Source organism: Streptomyces sp. NBC_01314 (assembly GCF_041435215.1).
Classification (GTDB): Bacteria; Actinomycetota; Actinomycetes; order Streptomycetales; family Streptomycetaceae; genus Streptomyces.
On sequence record NZ_CP108394.1, the window covers coordinates 9,128,427 to 9,145,874 of the forward strand.

Sequence of the window (17,448 nt, forward strand, 5' to 3'; positions counted from 1 at the left end):
CGCCTTGGCGTTGTGGGGAACTGTGGGGCCGTTGTGGCTGGTCGCGCAGTTCCCCGCGTCCCTGAAGGGGCGCCTCAGCCGAGCTTTCCGAGCATGTCCCGCATACGCCGTGCGTCGCGCAACCGCTGCTCGTACGTGGCGCCCAGGGCGAGCAGTACCAGTCCCGCGAGTGCGGGAGGCGCCCAACGGGGGAGGGCGTCCACGACCTGGGCGATGTACGGCGCGAGTTCGTGCAGGGCGACCAGGGTGAGTGCCGTGCCGCCGAGGACGATGGGAGCCTGCAGGCGGTGGCGGGCGCCCAGGAGGGTGATCAGCAGGGCGGCGGCGCCCAGCAGCAGGGGGCGGAGCCAGTGTGCGTCGCCCCAGGCCGCGACGAGGCCCGGGACGAGTGTGACGGCGAGGCCCGGGCCGTACGCCGTCCAGGACGAGGCCGTCAGGTCCCGGCGCCGGCGCAGGTGGCCGACGACCAGGGCCGGGACGGTCACCGGCAGGGTGTACGCCTCCGCGGACCCGACCTCCCAGGCCGCCAGCCGTACCCAGGAGGCCAGTACGAAGAGTGCGGTCGCGGCGTAGCCGATGTGCCGGCGGTCCGGACGTACGGCTGTGCCCGCGGCGATGACCCCGCAGAGCGCGAGGGTCAGAGCCAGCAGGGGCGGGTGCGTGGCGGACAGGGCGATGGCCAGGAGGCCGGCCGCGGCGCCGGTCGCCTCGACCGGGATCGTCATGGGGGATCCGCCGAGGCGCGCCGCGAGCAGGGCCGCCGCGGCCGGGACCATGAGGACGAGCAGGGCCGTGTGCTGCGGCTCCCAGCCGGCCGAGGCGCCGATCGCGCAGGTCAGGGCGGCGGCGTGAGCGAGGGACGCGGGCGCGGTCAGGGGGCCGAGGCCTGCGCGCCGGGCCGCCGCCGCGAACAGGGCGGTCGAGGTGGCGAGGACGGTGAGGGTCGCCGCTTCGGTGGCGAGGGAGTGGAGGGCCAGGCTCAGGGAAGTGACGACGGCCAGGAGGGCGCCGGTGAGGGGCAGTGGTGCCTGCAGACCCCTGGGCTCGGCGGACCGTACGAATCCGGCGAGGCCCAGCGTGGCCACGACCAGGAGGCCCTGCGTCACCAGCCCGGCCGTGTACGGCAGTTCGAGGACTGCGGGGAGGACCAGGGCCGTTGCCCAGGTGAGGACGGAGGCGCCGACCAGGGCCGGGGTCCGCCAGGAGGCGGTGCGCACGGCCACGGCCAGCACCCCGGCGACGACGGCGAGTACCAGGGGCACCGTCGCCGTGTTCGTGGGCCAGGGCGCGTCGAGCGTCACCGCCGCGCGGGCGTCCACGGGCGCCCCGGACCAGACTCGCGCGACCCGGCTGACCGGGCCCAGCAGTGCGATGGCCACGGTCGGCAGCGCGGTGGCCAGGGCGAGGCCCTGGACTACGGCGGACGCGTGGGCGAGGCCCCGGCGTACGGGCTCGGGAGCCCGCGTCCGTACGGCTGCCAACAGGGCGATCCCGCAGAGGAGATGGGCCGGGACCGTCCACACCTCGGGCAGGCCCGCGCGGGCGATGCCGCCGAGGCCGACGACCAGGAGGAGCCCGCCGGTGAGTGCGGTGCCGAGGGCCAGGGCCGGCTTCGGGACGAGCCAGGCGGCCGTCAGGGCGATCGCCGCGGCGAGGGCGAGGAGCGCCGCCGCACGGGCGGCGGCGCTCGGGCCGGCGGCGGCCCACGAGAGCCACCCGGCCGCCAGTACACCCCAGGCGCCCCAGCCGAACGCGCCGACCACGGCGACCATCCGTACCGGCTTGAGGGGCACCAGGAGCGCGATCGTGGTGTCGGCCGCCGCTGTCACCAGCAGCACGGCCGTGACCGTCTCCACGCTCGCCTGCACGGCGAACGACCAGAGCAGGAGCGGGAGTTGAGCGGCCACCAGCGCCAGGGGGAAGGACAGGCGGAGCGGGGCGCGCGAGATCGCCGGTCGGCTCTCCGCGTCCTTCGGCGCCGAGGCCGCCGACGCGCCGAGGCCCAGGCCGTACGCCGCCCACACCACCGCCAGCACCGCCGCCGCGGCCGCCGCGTAGCTCATGCCGTCCGTGCCGGTGAACGTGACCTCATGCAGGGCGTACGCGTCGAGGACCGTCAGGGCGAGGCCGAGGCCGGACACCGCCTCGGCGGTCGAGCGCAGGCCGCGGCGGAGCAGCGGCACCGGGGTGCCCAGCGCGGCCACGGTCACCGCGGCCAGGACCAGCGCCCGGCCGGCGATTCCCATGTCCCCCCAGCTGACCAGCGTGAACGCGATCGCCGCGATGGTCAGCAGGACGCCGCCGAGAACCAGCAGCACGTTCTGGACACTCGGCGCCGTCGTCTCGGGGCGACGCGCGGGCGGCACGGAGGGTGTGGCGAGCGAGGGCGCCGGCGCGGACAGGATGTTCACCAGCCAGGCGCGGCGCGACAGCAGGAAGGCGCGGCGGGCGTCGAGTTGCCGCAGTTCGGAGTCGAGGACCCGCAACTCCTCGGCCGGGGACGGAAAATGCGTCATGCCACGGAGTGTGGTCCGCGTCACGCCGTACGACATGAGTGCGGATACTCAAGGACGTACTCAGATCTCCCGTGAAGGGCCCCTGTACAGGCACAATCCGACCATGGACTGGTGCCACTACCGCTTCCGCAGCCGCTGGATCCTGCCCGCGCCGCCCGCCGCCGTGTACGAGGTGCTCCAGCGGGCCGACGACTATCCGCACTGGTGGCCACAGGTCCGCGAGGTGATCCGGATCGACGACACCACCGGCACCATCCGGATCCGTTCGGTCCTGCCGTACGACCTCGCCTTCACCGCGCGGGAGACACGGCGCGACGCGACGGCCGGGATCCTGGAGATCGAGATGGCTGGTGACCTGGACGGGTGGGCCCGCTGGACGCTCACCGCTGACGGGCCCGGCACCCTGGCCCGCTACGACCAGGAAGTCGACGTCACCAAGCCCCTGCTGAGGCGGCTCGCCGTACCGGGACGGCCCGTGTTCCGCGCCAACCACGCGCTGATGATGCGGGCAGGACGACGGGGACTCCTCGCGTACCTCGCGGCCCCTGGGCAAGCGGTTTGAACCAGACCCGTCGGGACCTGTATTGTTCAGTCCGTTCCCGGGCGATTAGCTCAGTGGGAGAGCGCTTCGTTCACACCGAAGAGGTCACTGGTTCGAACCCAGTATCGCCCACCGGGTAAAAGCCGGTCCGCACACGCGGACCGGCTTTTTTCATGCCGCCGCCGACAGTTCCGGACGCAGCGGCCACGCCGGGTCCACCGCCTCCTCCGTGCCGCTGCGCGCGAACCAGGCCTGCAGACCGCGTGCCTGTGCCGCGTGCCACACGGCCTGCAGCGTGTGCAGTTCGGCGGGGGAGAGGCGGGCCAGCCGGGTCGCGAAACGGCGCCCCACCGCGCGGACGACGTCCATCGCCGCCTGCGCGTCGGCCCCCGCGTCGTGCGCGCCGTCCAGCGCGACCTCGTAGTGCGCGCACAGATCGGTGAGGGTGCGCCGGCCCTTGCGGTAGCGGTCCAGATGTTTGTCCAGGACGCGCGGATCGAGGACCCGCAAGGGTGTCGCCTCGAACCAGTGGTCCAGCGACGAGGCGCGATGCCGCCGCAACTCACGGTCGAGCATGGTCAGATCGAACGGCGCGTTCATGACCACCAGCGGACGGCCGCGCACCGCCTGCTCGGCCAGCGCCCTGGCTATCTCCTCCATCACCGGCGCCGGCCAGCGGCCGTCGCGCTGCAACTGCTCGTCCGTCAGCCCGTGCACCGCCGTCGCCGCGGCGGGCACCGGCACGCCCGGGTTCACCAGCCACCGCGTCACCCGAGGACGGGCGCCGGGCGCGTCCTGGACGACGACGGCGGCCGACACGATCCGGTCGGTCTCGACGTCCACACCCGTGGTCTCCGTGTCGAACGCCGCCAAGGGCCCCTCGTACCAACACGTCATATGTACACAACTCCTCCTTCACCCACGGCAGCTGACGTTCCGTCTTCTGCCAGTTTGGTGATACCCGGGCTGTTTGCGCCGTACGCCGGAAGGAGACAACAGAAGTACGGGTCCGTGCAGTTCAGGGGCTCGGCACGGCGAAACACCTGCATGGGAAGGCTGTTGGTCATGGCCATAGCGCAGCCCGAGCGGGGCGGGCTGCTGCCCGAGCACGAGGCATCGCACCGCGGCTCCCTCGCCACCACCGCCTGCATGGAGACCCTGCAGGTGGGCTACCTGCACGCGGTGGCCGCCGCGGCCGGCTGCTCGCTCTCCCAGCCCTTTCCGGACAACGGCATCGACTGGCACGTCAGCCACGGCTCACCCGGTCACACCGTCGACGACGAAGTCACCATCAAGGTGCAGCTCAAGGCCACCTACCAGCTCGCGCCGAACCCGACGGGCCGGTTCTTCTCCTTCACCCTCGACAACCAGCACCTGACGAAGCTCGCCCGCACACCCGTCTCGGTGCACAAGATCCTGGTCGTGATGATCGTCCCCAGATCGCAGGAGCAGTGGCTGCGGGCCGGCCACGACCGGCTCGACCTGCGGCACTGCTGCTACTGGATCAACCTCGCCGGACACCCGATCACCGGTCGGCACCGCACCACCGTGCGTATACCGACCTCGCGCATCTTCGACGACCGAGCGCTCTGCGAGATCATGACGCGCGTCGGAACGGGAGGCAGACCGTGACCCACGGCCCCATCGACGACGACGGCCCCGGCCCACTCCCTCACGGCGAGGGACCCGGCCGACAGCCCTACGACGACGCGTCCGGCCGACGCCCGCACCGTGAGGAGACGCCCGGCCGACGCCCCTACGCCGAGGACAGGCCGGTGAGCCGTCCCCATGGCGAGGGCGGACGGACGATCCGTCCGTACGAGGAGGACGTGCCCGTACGCCGTCCCATCGGGGAGCCCGTGCGTTCCGTGCCGCCCCACCCCGTCGAGCCCACCTGGACCCGGCCGCCCGACCCCGCCCAGGTCGACCCCGCGGTCCTCGGCACCCTGCTGCACCGGCACGGCTGGCAGCGGCGGGGCGGAGCCGCCGGACGCTACGGCCGCTGGACCCCACCGGGGCCGGCCGGGCGGGGCATGAGCCTGCTCGTGCCCGAGAACCGGGCCTTCCCCGACAGCGACGACCTGCTCGGCGAAGCCCTCACGGCCCTGTCCCGGAGCGGCTCGCCCGCCGCGCGGGACGTGCTGACCGCGCTCGCCGTGCCCAGCGACGAGATCCACTGGTGGCGGGACGTGCCGACCGGTCCGCTGGGCACCGCCTCCTGGGTCGTCGAGGACCAACTGCGCTCGGCCGCCCGCCAGATGCTCCTCGCGGCGGCGCTGGCCACCCGCGCGCGTGCCGGCTACTACGGCGCCCGGCACCGCCTGCCCGCCGCAGCCTCCCTCGACGGCGTCCTCGTCGGCGCCGCCCCCGGTGGCCGCCGCCTCACCGCCTTCGTCCCCGTGGCCACCGGCCGCCCCCTCGCCTTACGCCTCCACCAGGCCCTGTACGCCGCCCGCGAGGCCATCGACTACCAGCGCGCCACCGGCGGCATGGACGCCTTCGACGGCGCCGTCGAGGCCGGGGTCAGCCACGAGCTGACCGAGGCACTCGTCGCCCTCGTCCGAGGCACCGAGGGCGCCCGCGTCGCCGTCGACTGGGCGCCCGCCGCCGGGGTCCCCGAGGGCGGCGCGACACCGGCCGAGCCCGTCGAGTTCTCACCGGGCGACCTGCCCGTGCTCCGCGAGGCCGGGGCCCGCTATCTGCGCGAGGAGCCCTCGATGCCGGTGCGGATCACCGGTGCCGTGGTGCGGATGCGCAGGTCGGCGGCGCGCGGCGAGGGCACGGTACGGCTGCGGGTCCTCGCCGGCGCAGAGGTCCCGCACGTCCGCATGACCCTGGACGAGGAGTCGTACCGGATCGCGGGGCAGGCCCATCTCGTGGGACTGCCGGTCCGGGTGCACGGGAGGCTGGAGAGCCGGGGCGGGTTCCGCCGGCTCACGAACGCCGACGGGATCGCACCCGTGCAGGTCGACGAGGCGGAGCGGGACCGGCTGATGAAGTCGCTCCAGGAGACCGCGGAGATCACGGCCTTCTTCGAGGAGGCCTGCGGAGGGGACTGAGGTATCTGTTTCGCGAGGAGCACCCCGGGCTCGGTACGATCCCTACCGATGGCCCAGGCCGCAGACGGCCGGGCCGCCCCTTCAGGTAGGAGAAACCGGTGTCCGACGTCCGTGTGATCATCCAACGCGATTCCGAGCGGGACGAGCGCGTGGTGACGACGGGCACTACGGCCGCCGACCTCTTCGCCGGTGAGCGCACCGTCGTCGCCGCCCGCGTGGCCGGTGAGCTGAAGGACCTCGCGTACGAGGTGCGGGACGGCGAGACCGTCGAGGCCGTGGAGATCTCCTCCGAGGACGGCCTGAACATCCTGCGCCACTCCACCGCGCATGTCATGGCCCAGGCCGTGCAGGAGCTGTTCCCCGACGCGAAGCTGGGCATCGGCCCGCCGGTCCGGGACGGGTTCTACTACGACTTCGACGTCGAGAAGCCCTTCACGCCCGAGGATCTCAAGGCCGTCGAGAAGAAGATGCAGGAGATCCAGAAGCGCGGCCAGCGCTTCTCGCGCCGCGTCGTCACCGACGAGGCCGCCCGCGAGGAGCTGGGACACGAGCCGTACAAGCTGGAGCTGATCGGCCTCAAGGGCTCGGCCTCCTCCGACGACGGCGCGGACGTCGAGGTCGGCGCCGGCGAGCTGACGATCTACGACAACCTGGACGCCAAGACCGGAGACCTGTGCTGGAAGGACCTCTGCCGGGGTCCGCACCTGCCCACCACCCGCAACATCCCGGCGTTCAAGCTGATGCGCAACGCCGCCGCGTACTGGCGCGGCAGCGAGAAGAATCCGATGCTCCAGCGCATCTACGGCACCGCCTGGCCCTCCAAGGAGGAGCTGAAGGCACACCTGGACTTCCTCGCCGAGGCCGAGAAGCGCGACCACCGCAAGCTGGGCAACGAACTCGACCTGTTCTCCATCCCGGACGAGATCGGCTCCGGCCTCGCCGTCTTCCACCCCAGGGGCGGCATCATCCGCCGGGTCATGGAGGACTACTCGCGCCGCCGCCACGAGGAGGAGGGATACGAGTTCGTCTACACCCCGCACGCCACGAAGGGGAAGCTCTTCGAGCTCTCGGGCCACCTGGACTGGTACGCCGACGGCATGTACCCGCCCATGCAGCTCGACGAGGGCGTGGACTACTACCTCAAGCCCATGAACTGCCCGATGCACAACCTGATCTTCGACGCGCGCGGTCGCTCGTACCGTGAACTGCCGCTGCGCCTCTTCGAGTTCGGGACCGTGTACCGGTACGAGAAGTCCGGAGTCGTGCACGGTCTGACCCGTGCCCGCGGCTTCACCCAGGACGACGCGCACATCTACTGCACCCGCGAGCAGATGGCCGACGAGCTCGACAAGACGCTCACCTTCGTCCTGAACCTGCTGCGCGACTACGGCCTCACGGACTTCTACCTGGAGCTGTCCACCAAGGACCCGGAGAAGTTCGTCGGCTCGGACGAGGCGTGGGAAGAGGCGACCGAGACCCTCCGCCAGGTCGCCGAGAAGCAGGGCCTGCCGTTGGTCCCGGACCCGGGCGGCGCCGCGTTCTACGGTCCGAAGATCTCCGTCCAGGCGAAGGACGCGATCGGCCGGACCTGGCAGATGTCCACGGTCCAGCTCGACTTCAACCTGCCCGAGCGCTTCGACCTCGAGTACACCGGCCCGGACGGCTCCAAGCAGCGCCCGGTCATGATCCACCGCGCGCTGTTCGGCTCGATCGAGCGGTTCTTCGCGGTACTCCTCGAGCACTACGCGGGCGCGTTCCCGGCCTGGCTGGCTCCCGTCCAGGCGGTCGGCATCCCGATCGGCGACGCGCACGTGGAGTACCTGCGGAAGTTCGCCGCCGAGGCGAAGAAGAAGGGGCTGCGCGTCGACGTCGACGCCTCCTCCGACCGTATGCAGAAGAAGATCCGCAACGCCCAGAAGGCCAAGGTGCCCTTCATGGTCATCGCGGGCGACGAGGACATGGCGGCCGGCGCGGTCTCCTTCCGCTACCGCGACGGCTCCCAGGAGAACGGCATCCCCGTCGAGGAGGCCATCGCGAAGATCGCGAAGGTCGTGGAGGACCGCGTCCAGATCTGAGGCGTACGGCGCACCGGCGGCGTGGTGCGGCGTGCGGAAGCACGCGGGTGACGCGGCGCGGGTGAGCGCGTGATCGAAAGGCCCCTGGGGTTCAGCTCCCCGGGGGCCTCCGCTCGTCCTCCCGTGCGAACACCTGCAGCAGCCACGACGAGAACGACCCCGTCACCGCCCCGAGCAGCGCGAGACCGCAGGCCATCAGGAACACGGCGATCAGCCGCCCCTGCGGGGTCACGGGTGTGACGTCCCCGTACCCCACCGTCGCGAGCGTGGAGCAGGTCCACCACAGGGAGTCCCCGAAGGTCAGGATCGTCGCGTCGGGCGCCGTGTGTTCCTGCTGGTAGACGGCGAGGGCGCCGGTGAAGCCGAGCAGGGTCACCGACAGGCCCGCGTAGACGGCCACGCGCGCGTGCAGGGAGAGCCGGGGCCGGTCGTGGTGTCGCTGTACGTTGTCGTGGATCTGCACCACGCGCAGGGGCCGCAGCAGTGGCAGTACCAGCACGAGGGTGTCGAGCCAGCGCACGCGGACGAAGCTCGGGCCCAGCCCGCTCAGCCGCCAGCGCACCGCGTAGTCGACGGCGAACACCGCCCAGGTCAGCAGGGTCACCGCGAGACAGAGGTCGAGCCAGCCCTGGGGGAGGCCGTGGGCGAGCACCCGTACCGTGTAGGAGGCGAGGAAGAGGGCCGACGCCCCGGCGAGGACGCGTCCGGTGCGCTGTTCCCAGCGGAGCGCGCGGCTGTCGAGGTCCATCGCCTCAGCTTGGCCCCGCCCGTCCCGCCCCGGTACCCGGCGACACGCCGCGAACGGGCGAAGTCATATGCTGCACTGCATGACGAGTGAGCCGGAGCAGCAGATCGGAGTGGGAACGCAGGACGCGTTCCAGCGCCTGTGGACGCCCCACCGGATGGCGTACATCCAGGGTGAGAACAAGCCGACCGGCCCCGGCGCCGAAGACGGCTGTCCGTTCTGCTCGATTCCGGCGAAATCGGATGAGGACGGCCTGATCATCAGGCGCGGGGAGCACGTGTACGCGGTGCTCAACCTCTACCCGTACAACGGCGGCCACCTCATGGTCGTGCCCTACCGGCACGTCGCCGACTACACGGATCTCACCGGGTCGGAGACCACCGAGCTGGCCGAGCTGACCAAGCAGTCCATGACCGCCCTGCGCACCGCCTCCGGCGCCCACGGCTTCAACATCGGCATGAACCAGGGCACGGTCGCGGGAGCCGGTATCGCGGCCCACCTCCACCAGCACATCGTCCCCCGCTGGGGCGGCGACACCAACTTCATGCCGGTCGTCGGCCACACGCGGATCCTGCCGCAGCTCCTGGCCGACACGAGGAAGATGCTCGCGGAGGCCTGGCCGACGGTGTGACCGCCGGGGCGGGTGGCTGTTCGGCTGGGGGTGGGCGGGGGTTGGTCGCGCAGGCTGAAAAGCACGGGGCGCAGCCCCTGCTTTTCAGGGGCGCGGGGAACTGCGCGACCAGCCCCCACCGGACCCGCACTCGCCAGCGAACCCCAACCTCACGCCCCCCGTCCGGCCGAGCGAGCGCAGCGCTCACGCGTCGTAGAGGTCCGCCTTCCGCGGCGTCGGGTCCTGCACCGCCCCGCTGAGGAACCCGGCCCGCGAGCCGAACTTCTCGGTGTCCACGCCGTTGTCCTTGAGGACCTTGATCGCGGCGTTGTGCACCACGCGGAGCACGGGCGTGGCGGCGCGCAGCGCGTCGTCGGCCATGAAGCGGTGCCGCCACGGCTGGTCGGCCCAGGCGTGCCGCAGACCGAACGGCTCGGGCAGGCCCATGGACCCGCCGAGCCAGTTGAGCAGCGGCGGGTACCAGGTCAGCGGGGCGCGCGCGGCGAGCCGTACGACCTCGTCCGCGTCGACGAGGGGGAGCTTCACCTTGCGGGTCTCCCAGAACCTCAGCGACTTCTGGACTTCCTTCTCCTTGGCCGCCGGCCCGGTCGTGAACAGTCCGTGCACGGGGCCCAGGGCGTGCCCGGTCACCTCGATGCGCAGGGTCTGGTGCAGCACGGTGACCGTGACCATCATGGTGATGATCAACTGACCGTCCCAGAGCGTCCACTGGACACCCAGGTAGTGCCGGTTGCCGCTGCCGAAGTGCTGCTTGTTGCAGATCTCCTGTATCGCGTGGTTCTTGTACTGGTAGGCGTCCACGTCGGTGCTGTCGGGCCGGGCCACCGCGCCGGCGCCCTCGCCGATGGGGCTGACGACCCAGTGCTTGATGGAGGGCGCCGTGAAACCACCGGTGTTGAGGGGGGTGCGCTCCAGCATGCGGAGCTGGTCGTGGATGGCGCGTATGACGTCCCAGCTGCGGAACGGGTGGATCTCCTTGCCGGAGTCGGCCGGCACGAGGTCCTCGGCCAGCTGCCAGGCGCCCCAGCGGGTGCCCATGCCGAGGATGCCCTTGGGGCCCGCGTAGAAGACGAGGTTGGAGCGCTGTTCGGCGCTGAGCCGGGCCAGCTCCTTGCGCAGCTGCTCGGCCTTGGTCTCGTTGGGGCTGCCGGGCACGGCCTCAGGGATCTTGGCGCCGACGCCCCCGCCGGCCAGCAGGCCGGACCAGCGGTCCCGCAGATCCGCGGCGGCCCGCTCGCAGATCTGCTTGGCCCAGAACCAGCCGACCACGGGCAGCACGACGCACGCACGCGCGTACCAGGCCCAGATACCGTCGAACGGCATCTTGAGCAGGAAGATCACTGCGAGGCCCCCCACGGCCACCAGCAGCGTGGTGCCGAGTGCACCGGCGCGCTTGTCACGCTTGGCGACCGTCGTGCGGATCTGGAAGACCAACAGCCACAGGAGCAGCCCGGGCAGGAAGAGCAGGCCGCACAGGACCATCACCGCCGAGAGCCAGTTGTCGCGCTCGCGGCGGATGTTGTTCGCCGCGAGGCAGTGCTCGACGACGACCTGAGGCTCCATGCCGAAGGACTGGATGAGCGGTTTGCGGCCCGCGCCGACCATCCGGTCCCGCACCGCGAGGGAGAACGCCTCCCCGAGGTTCGGCCGGAAGATGGTCGCCCACTTGCGGCCCGGTTTGACCGTGGACTTGTGCCAGTCGTTGTTGGCCTTGAGGATCTCCGCGATCTCGTTGTCCCGGTAGGCCGCGGACGCCAGGGCGTACGTCGCCGCGGTCTGTCCCGCGGTGCCCATCAGCGGCACCTGTGCCCCGGGAGTGAAATCGAAATTGTCCGCCACCGCCGCCGCCCCCATCGCCGCATACTCGCTCCTGCGGCTCTTCCCGACTTCCGTGCTCCGCACACCTGTTGATCAGGTCATAACCTGATCCGGACCTGATCGAGCCATACTTGTCGATCAGGTGATCAGCGTATCCGCAGCCCCGGACATCGCGCGGTGCGAAGAACGGACATTCACGGAACCCACCGCACGCGGCCGAGAACCGGCCTCGTCCCACCCCACGGCCCTCGGCGGACGGCCGAGGCCGCCCGCCGACAGGTCGCCGCTGTCTTCCGTCGGTCTCGAACGGTGGTTTCCGTACGGTGGTTTCCGGCCGGTCGGTTCCAACGGCCGGTCCCGGACGGTCGGTTCCGACGGCAGGTTCCGGACTCTTGGTTCCTGACGGCCGGTCCTGGACCGTCGGTTCCTGACAGCCGGTCCCGGACCGGCTGTCCCGGACCGTCGGTTCGCCGTCGGGTCAGTGCTCCTTCGTCTGTTCGCGGACCTTCTCGGCCACATGGGAGGGCATCGGCTCGTGCCGCGTGTACCGGCGGCCGAAGCGCGCGGTGCCGTGGGACAGGGAGCGCAGATCGACGGCGTACCGGTCGATCTCGATCTCCGGTACCTCGGCCCGGACGAGGGTGCGCCCCCCACCCGCCTGCTCGGTGCCGACGACCCGGCCGCGCCGCCCGGACAGGTCGCTCATCACGGGCCCCACGTACGAGTCGCCGACCAGGACCGACACCTCGGCCACCGGCTCCAGCAGGTGGATCTTCGCGTCCACCGCGGCCTCGCGCAGCGCCAGCGCGCCCGCCGTCTGGAACGCGGCGTCCGAGGAGTCCACAGAGTGCGCCTTGCCGTCCCGCAGCGTGATCCGTACGTCGATGAGCGGATAGCCGGCCGCGACCCCCTTGGCCGCCTGCGCCCGCACCCCCTTCTCCACGGACGGGATGAACTGCCTCGGCACCGCGCCGCCGACGACCTTGTCGACGAACTCGATGCCCGAGCCGCCGGGCAGCGGCTCCACGTCGATCTCGCAGATCGCGTACTGCCCGTGTCCGCCGGACTGCTTCACATGCCGGCCGCGCCCGGCCGACCTGTCGGCGAACGTCTCCCGCAGGGAGACCCTGTGCGGTACGACGTCGACCTGGACGCCGTACCGGCTGCGCAGCCGTTCCAGCGCCACGTCGGCGTGCGCCTCGCCCAGGCACCACAGGACCACCTGGTGGGTGTCCTGGTTCTGTTCGAGCCGCATGGTCGGATCCTCGGCGACGAGTCGGGCGAGCCCCTGGGAGAGCTTGTCCTCGTCGGCCTTGCTGTGCGCCTGGATCGCGAGCGGCAGCAACGGGTCGGGCATCTCCCACGGCTCCATGAGCAGCGGGTCGTCCTTGGCCGAGAGCGTGTCCCCGGTCTCCGCGCGGTTCAGCTTCGCCACACACGCCAGGTCGCCCGCGATGCAGTGCGTGAGCGTCCGCTGTTGCTTGCCGAACGGTGTGGACAGGGCGCCGATCCGCTCGTCGACGTCGTGGTCCTCGTGCCCCCGGTCGGCCAGCCCGTGCCCGGAGACATGCACCGTCTCGTCGGGGTGCAGCGTCCCGGAGAAGACCCGTACCAGCGAGATACGGCCCACATAGGGATCGCTGGCGGTCTTCACGACCTCGGCGACCAGCGGTCCGTCCGGGTCGCAGGCCGCCTTGATCTCGCGGGGCCTGCCTTCGGGGGTGGTGACCGCGGGCGTCTCGCGCTCCAGAGGGGTGGGGAAGCCGCCGGTGACCAGTTCGAGGAGTTCGACCGTGCCCAGACCCTGCCTGGCGCCGTCGGCCGCGGGGGCGGCGGCCAGCACGGGGTGGAAGACCCCGCGGGCGACGGCCCGTTCCAGGTCGTCGACGAGGGTCGTGACGTCGATCTCCTCGCCGCCGAGATAGCGGTCCATGAGGGTCTCGTCCTCGCTCTCGGCGATGATCCCCTCGATGAGCCGGTTGCGGGCCTCCTCGATCGCCGGCAGCTGCTCGGGGCCCGGCTCGGACTCCTTGCGCTCCCCGGAGGAGTAGTCGAACAGCTTCTGCGTCAGCAGTCCGGTCAGCCCCGTCACGGGGGCGTGGCCGTCCGGGCCCTGTGGGCCGTGCAGCGGCAGATAGAGCGGCAGCACGGCGTCGGGGTCGTCCCCGCCGAACGTCTCCGCGCAGACTCTGGTCATCTCGTCGAAGTCAGCCCGCGCGGCCTCCAGGTGGGTGACCACGATCGCCCGGGGCATGCCGACCGCCGCGCACTCCTCCCACACCATGCGGGTCGAGCCGTCGACACCGTCCGACGCCGAGACGACGAAAAGGGCCGCGTCCGCCGCTCGCAGACCGGCCCTGAGCTCCCCGACGAAGTCGGCGTATCCGGGTGTGTCCAGAAGATTGATCTTGTACCCGCCCCATTCGACGGGGACTAGGGAGAGCTGCACCGAGCGTTGCTGCCGGTGTTCGATCTCGTCGTAGTCGGAGACGGTGCCGCCGTCCTCCACCCGGCCCGCCCGGTTCACCGCTCCCGCCGTCAGCGCGAGAGCCTCCACCAGCGTCGTCTTGCCCGATCCGGAGTGGCCGACCAGCACCACATTCCGTACGGACGCGGGGTGGTCGGCCGCCGTAGCTCTGCCGGCGGCTCCGGGGTGTGCGTTCGCCTTGTCGCCCATGGTCCTGCCTCCCGTGCACGGTGAGGTCACTGTGGGCGCGGACATACGGATCCGCGTGCGGTGGCGGCTCCGATGACGCCCGCGGTGGCTTCGAGCTTGGCACTCGCGTCACCGCGCGTCCATACGAGGGACGTGATCGCTCCCCACGGCCCAGGTCGGGCCCGGTGGGGACGTTCCGTGATCGCCCTGTGACAGCGGTGCGATCAGGACAGGACGACGGCGGGCTGGTGCCCGACGGTCGCACACGCGCGCGCGTGGCTACGATGGGCCAGCCGGATGGCCAACAGGGGCCACGCGGCGACACCGACCCTCGGGAAGGCCATGCTGAACAAGTACGCGCGTGCATTCTTCACGCGTGTCCTCACACCGTTCGCCGCGTTTCTGATCCGCAGGGGCGTCAGCCCCGACACGGTCACGCTCCTCGGAACCGCCGGAGTGATCGCGGGCGCGCTGGTCTTCTACCCCCGGGGCGAGTTCTTCTGGGGCACGATCGTCATCACCCTCTTCGTGTTCTCGGACCTCGTCGACGGCAACATGGCCCGTCAGATGGGCCGCTCCAGCCGCTGGGGCGCCTTCCTCGACTCCACTCTCGACCGGGTCGCCGACAGCGCGATCTTCGGCGGCTTCGCCCTCTGGTACGCGGGCAAGGGCGACGACCTCGCGCTGTGCGCCGTCTCGATCTTCTGTCTGGCGAGCGGCCAGGTGGTGTCGTACACCAAGGCGCGCGGCGAGTCGATCGGTCTGCCCGTGGCGGTCAACGGACTCGTGGAGCGTGCCGAGCGCCTGGTGATCTCGCTGGTCGCGGCCGGCCTCTCGGGCCTGCACGCGTTCGGCGTGCCCGGCATCGAGGTCCTGCTGCCCGTCGCCCTGTGGATCGTCGCCGTCGGCAGCCTCGTCACGCTGATCCAGCGGGTCGTCACCGTGCGTCGCGAGTCCGCCGAGGCCGAGGCGGAGGCGGCCGCCGCAGCCGCCCAGGAATCGCCGGACACCGCCCGGAACAGCGAGGCGACCCCGTGAGCGCTCTGCGGGAGCGATTGACAGACGGGCTGTACGGCCTGGGCTGGGGCGCCGTCAAGAAGCTCCCGGAGCCCGTCGCCGTACGCCTCGGCCGGACGATCGCCGACGCCACCTGGAAGCGGCGCGGCCCCCTCGTCCGCCGCCTGGAGGCCAACTACGCGCGCGTAGTGCCGGGCGCGAGCCCCGAGCGCCTCGCCGAGCTGTCCCGCGCGGGCATGCGCTCCTACCTGCGCTACTGGATGGAGTCCTTCCGCCTCCCCGCGTGGAGCGAGGAACGTGTCAGGACCGGCTTCACCGCCCGGGACCTGCACCACCTCACCGACGGCCTCGCCTCCGGCCGTGGCGTCGTACTCGCGCTGCCGCACCTCGCCAACTGGGACCTCGCCGGCGCCTGGGTCACCACCGAGCTGAAGACCCCGTTCACCACGGTCGCCGAACGACTCAAGCCCGAGACGCTCTACGACCGCTTCGTCGCCTACCGCGAGGGCCTCGGCATGGAGGTCCTGCCGCACAACGGCGGTTCCGTCTTCGGCACCCTCGCCCGGCGGCTGCGCGACGGCGGCCTGGTCTGCCTGGTCGCCGACCGCGACCTGTCCGCGTCCGGCGTCGAGGTCGAGTTCTTCGGTGAGCCGACCCGGATGCCCGCCGGTCCGGCCCTCCTCGCCCAGCAGACCGGCGCGCTGCTGCTGCCGGTGACGCTCTGGTACGACGACTCTCCCGTCATGCGGGGACGCCTGCACGCCCCGATCGAGGTACCCGAGACAGGCACCCGCGCCGAGAAGACGTCTGTCATGACACAGGCGCTGGCAGACGTCTTCGCCACCGGCATCGCCGACCACCCGGAGGACTGGCACATGCTCCAGCGCTTGTGGCTCGCGGACCTGGACCCCGCGAAGGGTCCCGACGGCCCCGGGAAGCCTGCGACGGACTCCACGCAGGGTCCCGGGCAAGGGGCTGCGCCGGACGCCGGGAGCGGCTTCGCGAAGGGGGACGCGCCGGATCCCGGGAGCGGCTTCGAGAAGGGGCGGCCGTGAAGATCGGGATCGTCTGCCCGTACTCCTGGGACGTGCCCGGGGGAGTCCAGTTCCACATCCGTGACCTGGCCGACCACCTCATCCGTCTCGGTCACGAGGTGTCGGTGCTCGCCCCCGCCGACGACGACACCCCGCTGCCGCCGTACGTCGTCTCCGCGGGCCGCGCTGTCCCGGTGCCCTACAACGGCTCGGTGGCGCGCCTGAACTTCGGCTTCCTGTCGGCGGCCCGGGTACGGCGCTGGCTGCACGACGGCACGTTCGACGTGATCCACATCCACGAGCCGGCCTCCCCGTCGCTGGGCCTGCTGGCCTGCTGGGCCGCGCAGGGTCCGATCGTCGCAACCTTCCACACCTCCAACCCGCGCTCCCGGGCGATGATCGCGGCGTACCCGATCCTCCAGCCCGCGCTGGAGAAGATCAGCGCGCGGATCGCGGTGAGCGAGTACGCCCGCCGCACCCTCGTCGAACACCTGGGCGGCGACGCGGTCGTCATCCCGAACGGCGTGGACGTCGACTTCTTCGCCCGCGCCAAGCCCAACCCCGACTGGCAGGGCGACACCCTCGGCTTCGTCGGCCGCATCGACGAACCCCGCAAGGGCCTGCCGGTGCTGATGAAGGCCCTCCCGAAGATCCTCGCGGAACGCCCCCAGGCCCGGTTGCTCGTCGCCGGGCGCGGGGACGAGGAGGAGGCGGTCGAGACGCTGCCCAAGGAGCTGCGCTCCCGCGTCGAGTTCCTCGGCATGGTCAGCGACGAGGACAAGGCCCGCTTCCTGCGCAGCGTCGACGTCTACGTCGCCCCCAACACCGGTGGCGAGAGCTTCGGCATCATCCTCGTCGAGGCCCTGTCCGCCGGTGCCCCCGTCCTCGCCTCCGACCTCGACGCCTTCGCCCAGGTCCTCGACCGGGGCAGCGCGGGCGAGCTCTTCGCCAACGAGGACGCGGACGCCCTCGCGACAGCCGCCGTGCGTCTGCTCGGCGACCCGGCCCGCCGCGCCGAACTCCGCGAACGCGGCAGCGCCCACGTCCGCCGCTTCGACTGGTCGACCGTCGGCGCCGACATCCTCGGCGTCTACGAAACGGTCACGGAGGGCGCGGCCTCGGTGGCGGCGGACGAACGGACGGGACTACGGGCGCGGTTGGGGCTGGCCCGGGACTGAGTGCGGGGGCGTTGTGTTTCGCCCCCGCCGCCCCTGACTGTCCCTTCCCTGGGGGCTGCGCTCCCGTGCCCCGCCGCCAAGAGTTCTCCGGCCGAGGGTGGGCGGGGGCTGGTCGCGCCGTTCCCCCGCGCCCCTTTCGGGGCGCTGAACTCGTACGTGGCGGTGGTGGGCACCGGTA

13 protein-coding genes and 1 tRNA gene are annotated in these 17,448 nt (G+C 71.7%); 9 read left to right on the forward strand and 5 right to left on the reverse strand.

The annotated features are described in order from the left end of the window. Positions 1 to 74: 74 nt before the first annotated feature. Entirely contained in the window at positions 75 to 2,552 is a 2,478-nt protein-coding gene (locus OG622_RS40205) for an SCO7613 C-terminal domain-containing membrane protein (RefSeq protein WP_371581579.1), read from the reverse strand. A gap of 67 nt (positions 2,553 to 2,619) precedes the next feature. Between OG622_RS40205 and OG622_RS40210 the strand changes: the two genes are divergently transcribed. Together OG622_RS40210 and OG622_RS40215 are read left to right on the forward strand one after the other, a co-directional pair. Further along, entirely contained in the window at positions 2,620 to 3,078 is a 459-nt protein-coding gene (locus OG622_RS40210) for an SRPBCC family protein (protein ID WP_371581580.1), read from the forward strand. A 39-nt stretch (positions 3,079 to 3,117) separates the two neighbouring features. Then, a tRNA-Val gene (locus tag OG622_RS40215) sits at positions 3,118 to 3,189 on the forward strand. A gap of 39 nt (positions 3,190 to 3,228) precedes the next feature. Here the strand turns inward: OG622_RS40215 and OG622_RS40220 are convergent. Then, positions 3,229 to 3,954, reverse strand: a complete 726-nt coding sequence (locus OG622_RS40220; protein WP_371581582.1) for a 3'-5' exonuclease — start codon at positions 3,952 to 3,954, stop codon at positions 3,229 to 3,231. Between the two features lie 168 nt (positions 3,955 to 4,122). On the opposite strand from OG622_RS40220, the gene OG622_RS40225 reads away from it, so the two are divergent. From OG622_RS40225 to thrS, 3 genes are all read left to right on the forward strand, one after another. After that, a complete protein-coding gene (locus OG622_RS40225) occupies positions 4,123 to 4,689 on the forward strand; it encodes a DUF4365 domain-containing protein (RefSeq protein ID WP_371581584.1) in 567 nt (188 codons plus the stop codon). Next, a complete protein-coding gene (locus OG622_RS40230; protein ID WP_371581585.1) occupies positions 4,686 to 6,116 on the forward strand; it encodes a hypothetical protein in 1,431 nt (476 codons plus the stop codon). Before OG622_RS40225 ends, OG622_RS40230 begins: the two co-directional genes overlap by 4 nt. 98 nt (positions 6,117 to 6,214) lie before the next feature. Beyond that, positions 6,215 to 8,191 (forward strand): threonine--tRNA ligase, encoded by a 1,977-nt coding sequence (thrS, locus tag OG622_RS40235; protein WP_371581587.1) that lies wholly within the window; start codon positions 6,215 to 6,217, stop codon positions 8,189 to 8,191. 91 nt (positions 8,192 to 8,282) lie between these two features. On the opposite strand, the gene OG622_RS40240 is transcribed toward thrS, so the two are convergent. Next, positions 8,283 to 8,939: a potassium channel family protein gene (locus OG622_RS40240; protein WP_371581588.1), complete on the reverse strand. Its 657-nt coding sequence runs from the start codon at positions 8,937 to 8,939 to the stop codon at positions 8,283 to 8,285. Between the two features lie 67 nt (positions 8,940 to 9,006). On the opposite strand from OG622_RS40240, the gene OG622_RS40245 reads away from it, so the two are divergent. Further along, positions 9,007 to 9,567 carry an HIT domain-containing protein gene (locus OG622_RS40245; protein WP_371581589.1) on the forward strand — a complete coding sequence of 187 codons (561 nt, stop codon included), beginning with the start codon at positions 9,007 to 9,009 and terminating at the stop codon, positions 9,565 to 9,567. 183 nt (positions 9,568 to 9,750) lie between these two features. Here OG622_RS40245 and OG622_RS40250 read toward each other — a convergent pair whose 3' ends face one another. Further along, a complete protein-coding gene (locus tag OG622_RS40250; protein WP_371581591.1) occupies positions 9,751 to 11,421 on the reverse strand; it encodes a hypothetical protein in 1,671 nt (556 codons plus the stop codon). A gap of 442 nt (positions 11,422 to 11,863) precedes the next feature. Then, positions 11,864 to 14,062: an elongation factor G-like protein EF-G2 gene (locus tag OG622_RS40255; protein WP_371581593.1), complete on the reverse strand. Its 2,199-nt coding sequence runs from the start codon at positions 14,060 to 14,062 to the stop codon at positions 11,864 to 11,866. Positions 14,063 to 14,338: 276 nt separating this feature from the next. On the opposite strand from OG622_RS40255, the gene pgsA reads away from it, so the two are divergent. Genes pgsA through OG622_RS40270 form a run of 3 tightly spaced genes read left to right on the forward strand, consistent with a single transcriptional unit; the run spans position 14,339 to position 17,270 of the window. Beyond that, a complete protein-coding gene (gene pgsA, locus OG622_RS40260) occupies positions 14,339 to 15,079 on the forward strand; it encodes a phosphatidylinositol phosphate synthase (protein ID WP_371581594.1) in 741 nt (246 codons plus the stop codon). Further along, positions 15,076 to 16,113, forward strand: coding sequence for a phosphatidylinositol mannoside acyltransferase (locus OG622_RS40265; protein ID WP_371581596.1), 1,038 nt, complete (start codon positions 15,076 to 15,078; stop codon positions 16,111 to 16,113). The genes pgsA and OG622_RS40265 overlap by 4 nt, the downstream gene beginning before the upstream one ends. Beyond that, the gene (locus tag OG622_RS40270) at positions 16,110 to 17,270 is read left to right on the forward strand and encodes a glycosyltransferase family 4 protein (RefSeq protein ID WP_371581597.1); all 1,161 of its coding nucleotides are present in this window, start codon (positions 16,110 to 16,112) and stop codon (positions 17,268 to 17,270) included. Before OG622_RS40265 ends, OG622_RS40270 begins: the two co-directional genes overlap by 4 nt. Positions 17,271 to 17,448 lie beyond the last annotated feature (178 nt).

Coding starts and splice junctions, on each gene's coding strand:
- OG622_RS40205 (WP_371581579.1), bottom strand. CDS start 2,552: ATGTCGTACGGCGTGACGCGGACCACACTCCGTGGCATGACGCATTTT.
- OG622_RS40210 (WP_371581580.1), top strand. CDS start 2,620: ATGGACTGGTGCCACTACCGCTTCCGCAGCCGCTGGATCCTGCCCGCG.
- OG622_RS40220 (WP_371581582.1), bottom strand. CDS start 3,954: ATGACGTGTTGGTACGAGGGGCCCTTGGCGGCGTTCGACACGGAGACC.
- OG622_RS40225 (WP_371581584.1), top strand. CDS start 4,123: ATGGCCATAGCGCAGCCCGAGCGGGGCGGGCTGCTGCCCGAGCACGAG.
- OG622_RS40240 (WP_371581588.1), bottom strand. CDS start 8,939: ATGGACCTCGACAGCCGCGCGCTCCGCTGGGAACAGCGCACCGGACGC.
- OG622_RS40245 (WP_371581589.1), top strand. CDS start 9,007: ATGCTGCACTGCATGACGAGTGAGCCGGAGCAGCAGATCGGAGTGGGA.
- OG622_RS40250 (WP_371581591.1), bottom strand. CDS start 11,421: ATGGGGGCGGCGGCGGTGGCGGACAATTTCGATTTCACTCCCGGGGCA.
- OG622_RS40255 (WP_371581593.1), bottom strand. CDS start 14,062: ATGGGCGACAAGGCGAACGCACACCCCGGAGCCGCCGGCAGAGCTACG.
- pgsA (WP_371581594.1), top strand. CDS start 14,339: ATGGCCAACAGGGGCCACGCGGCGACACCGACCCTCGGGAAGGCCATG.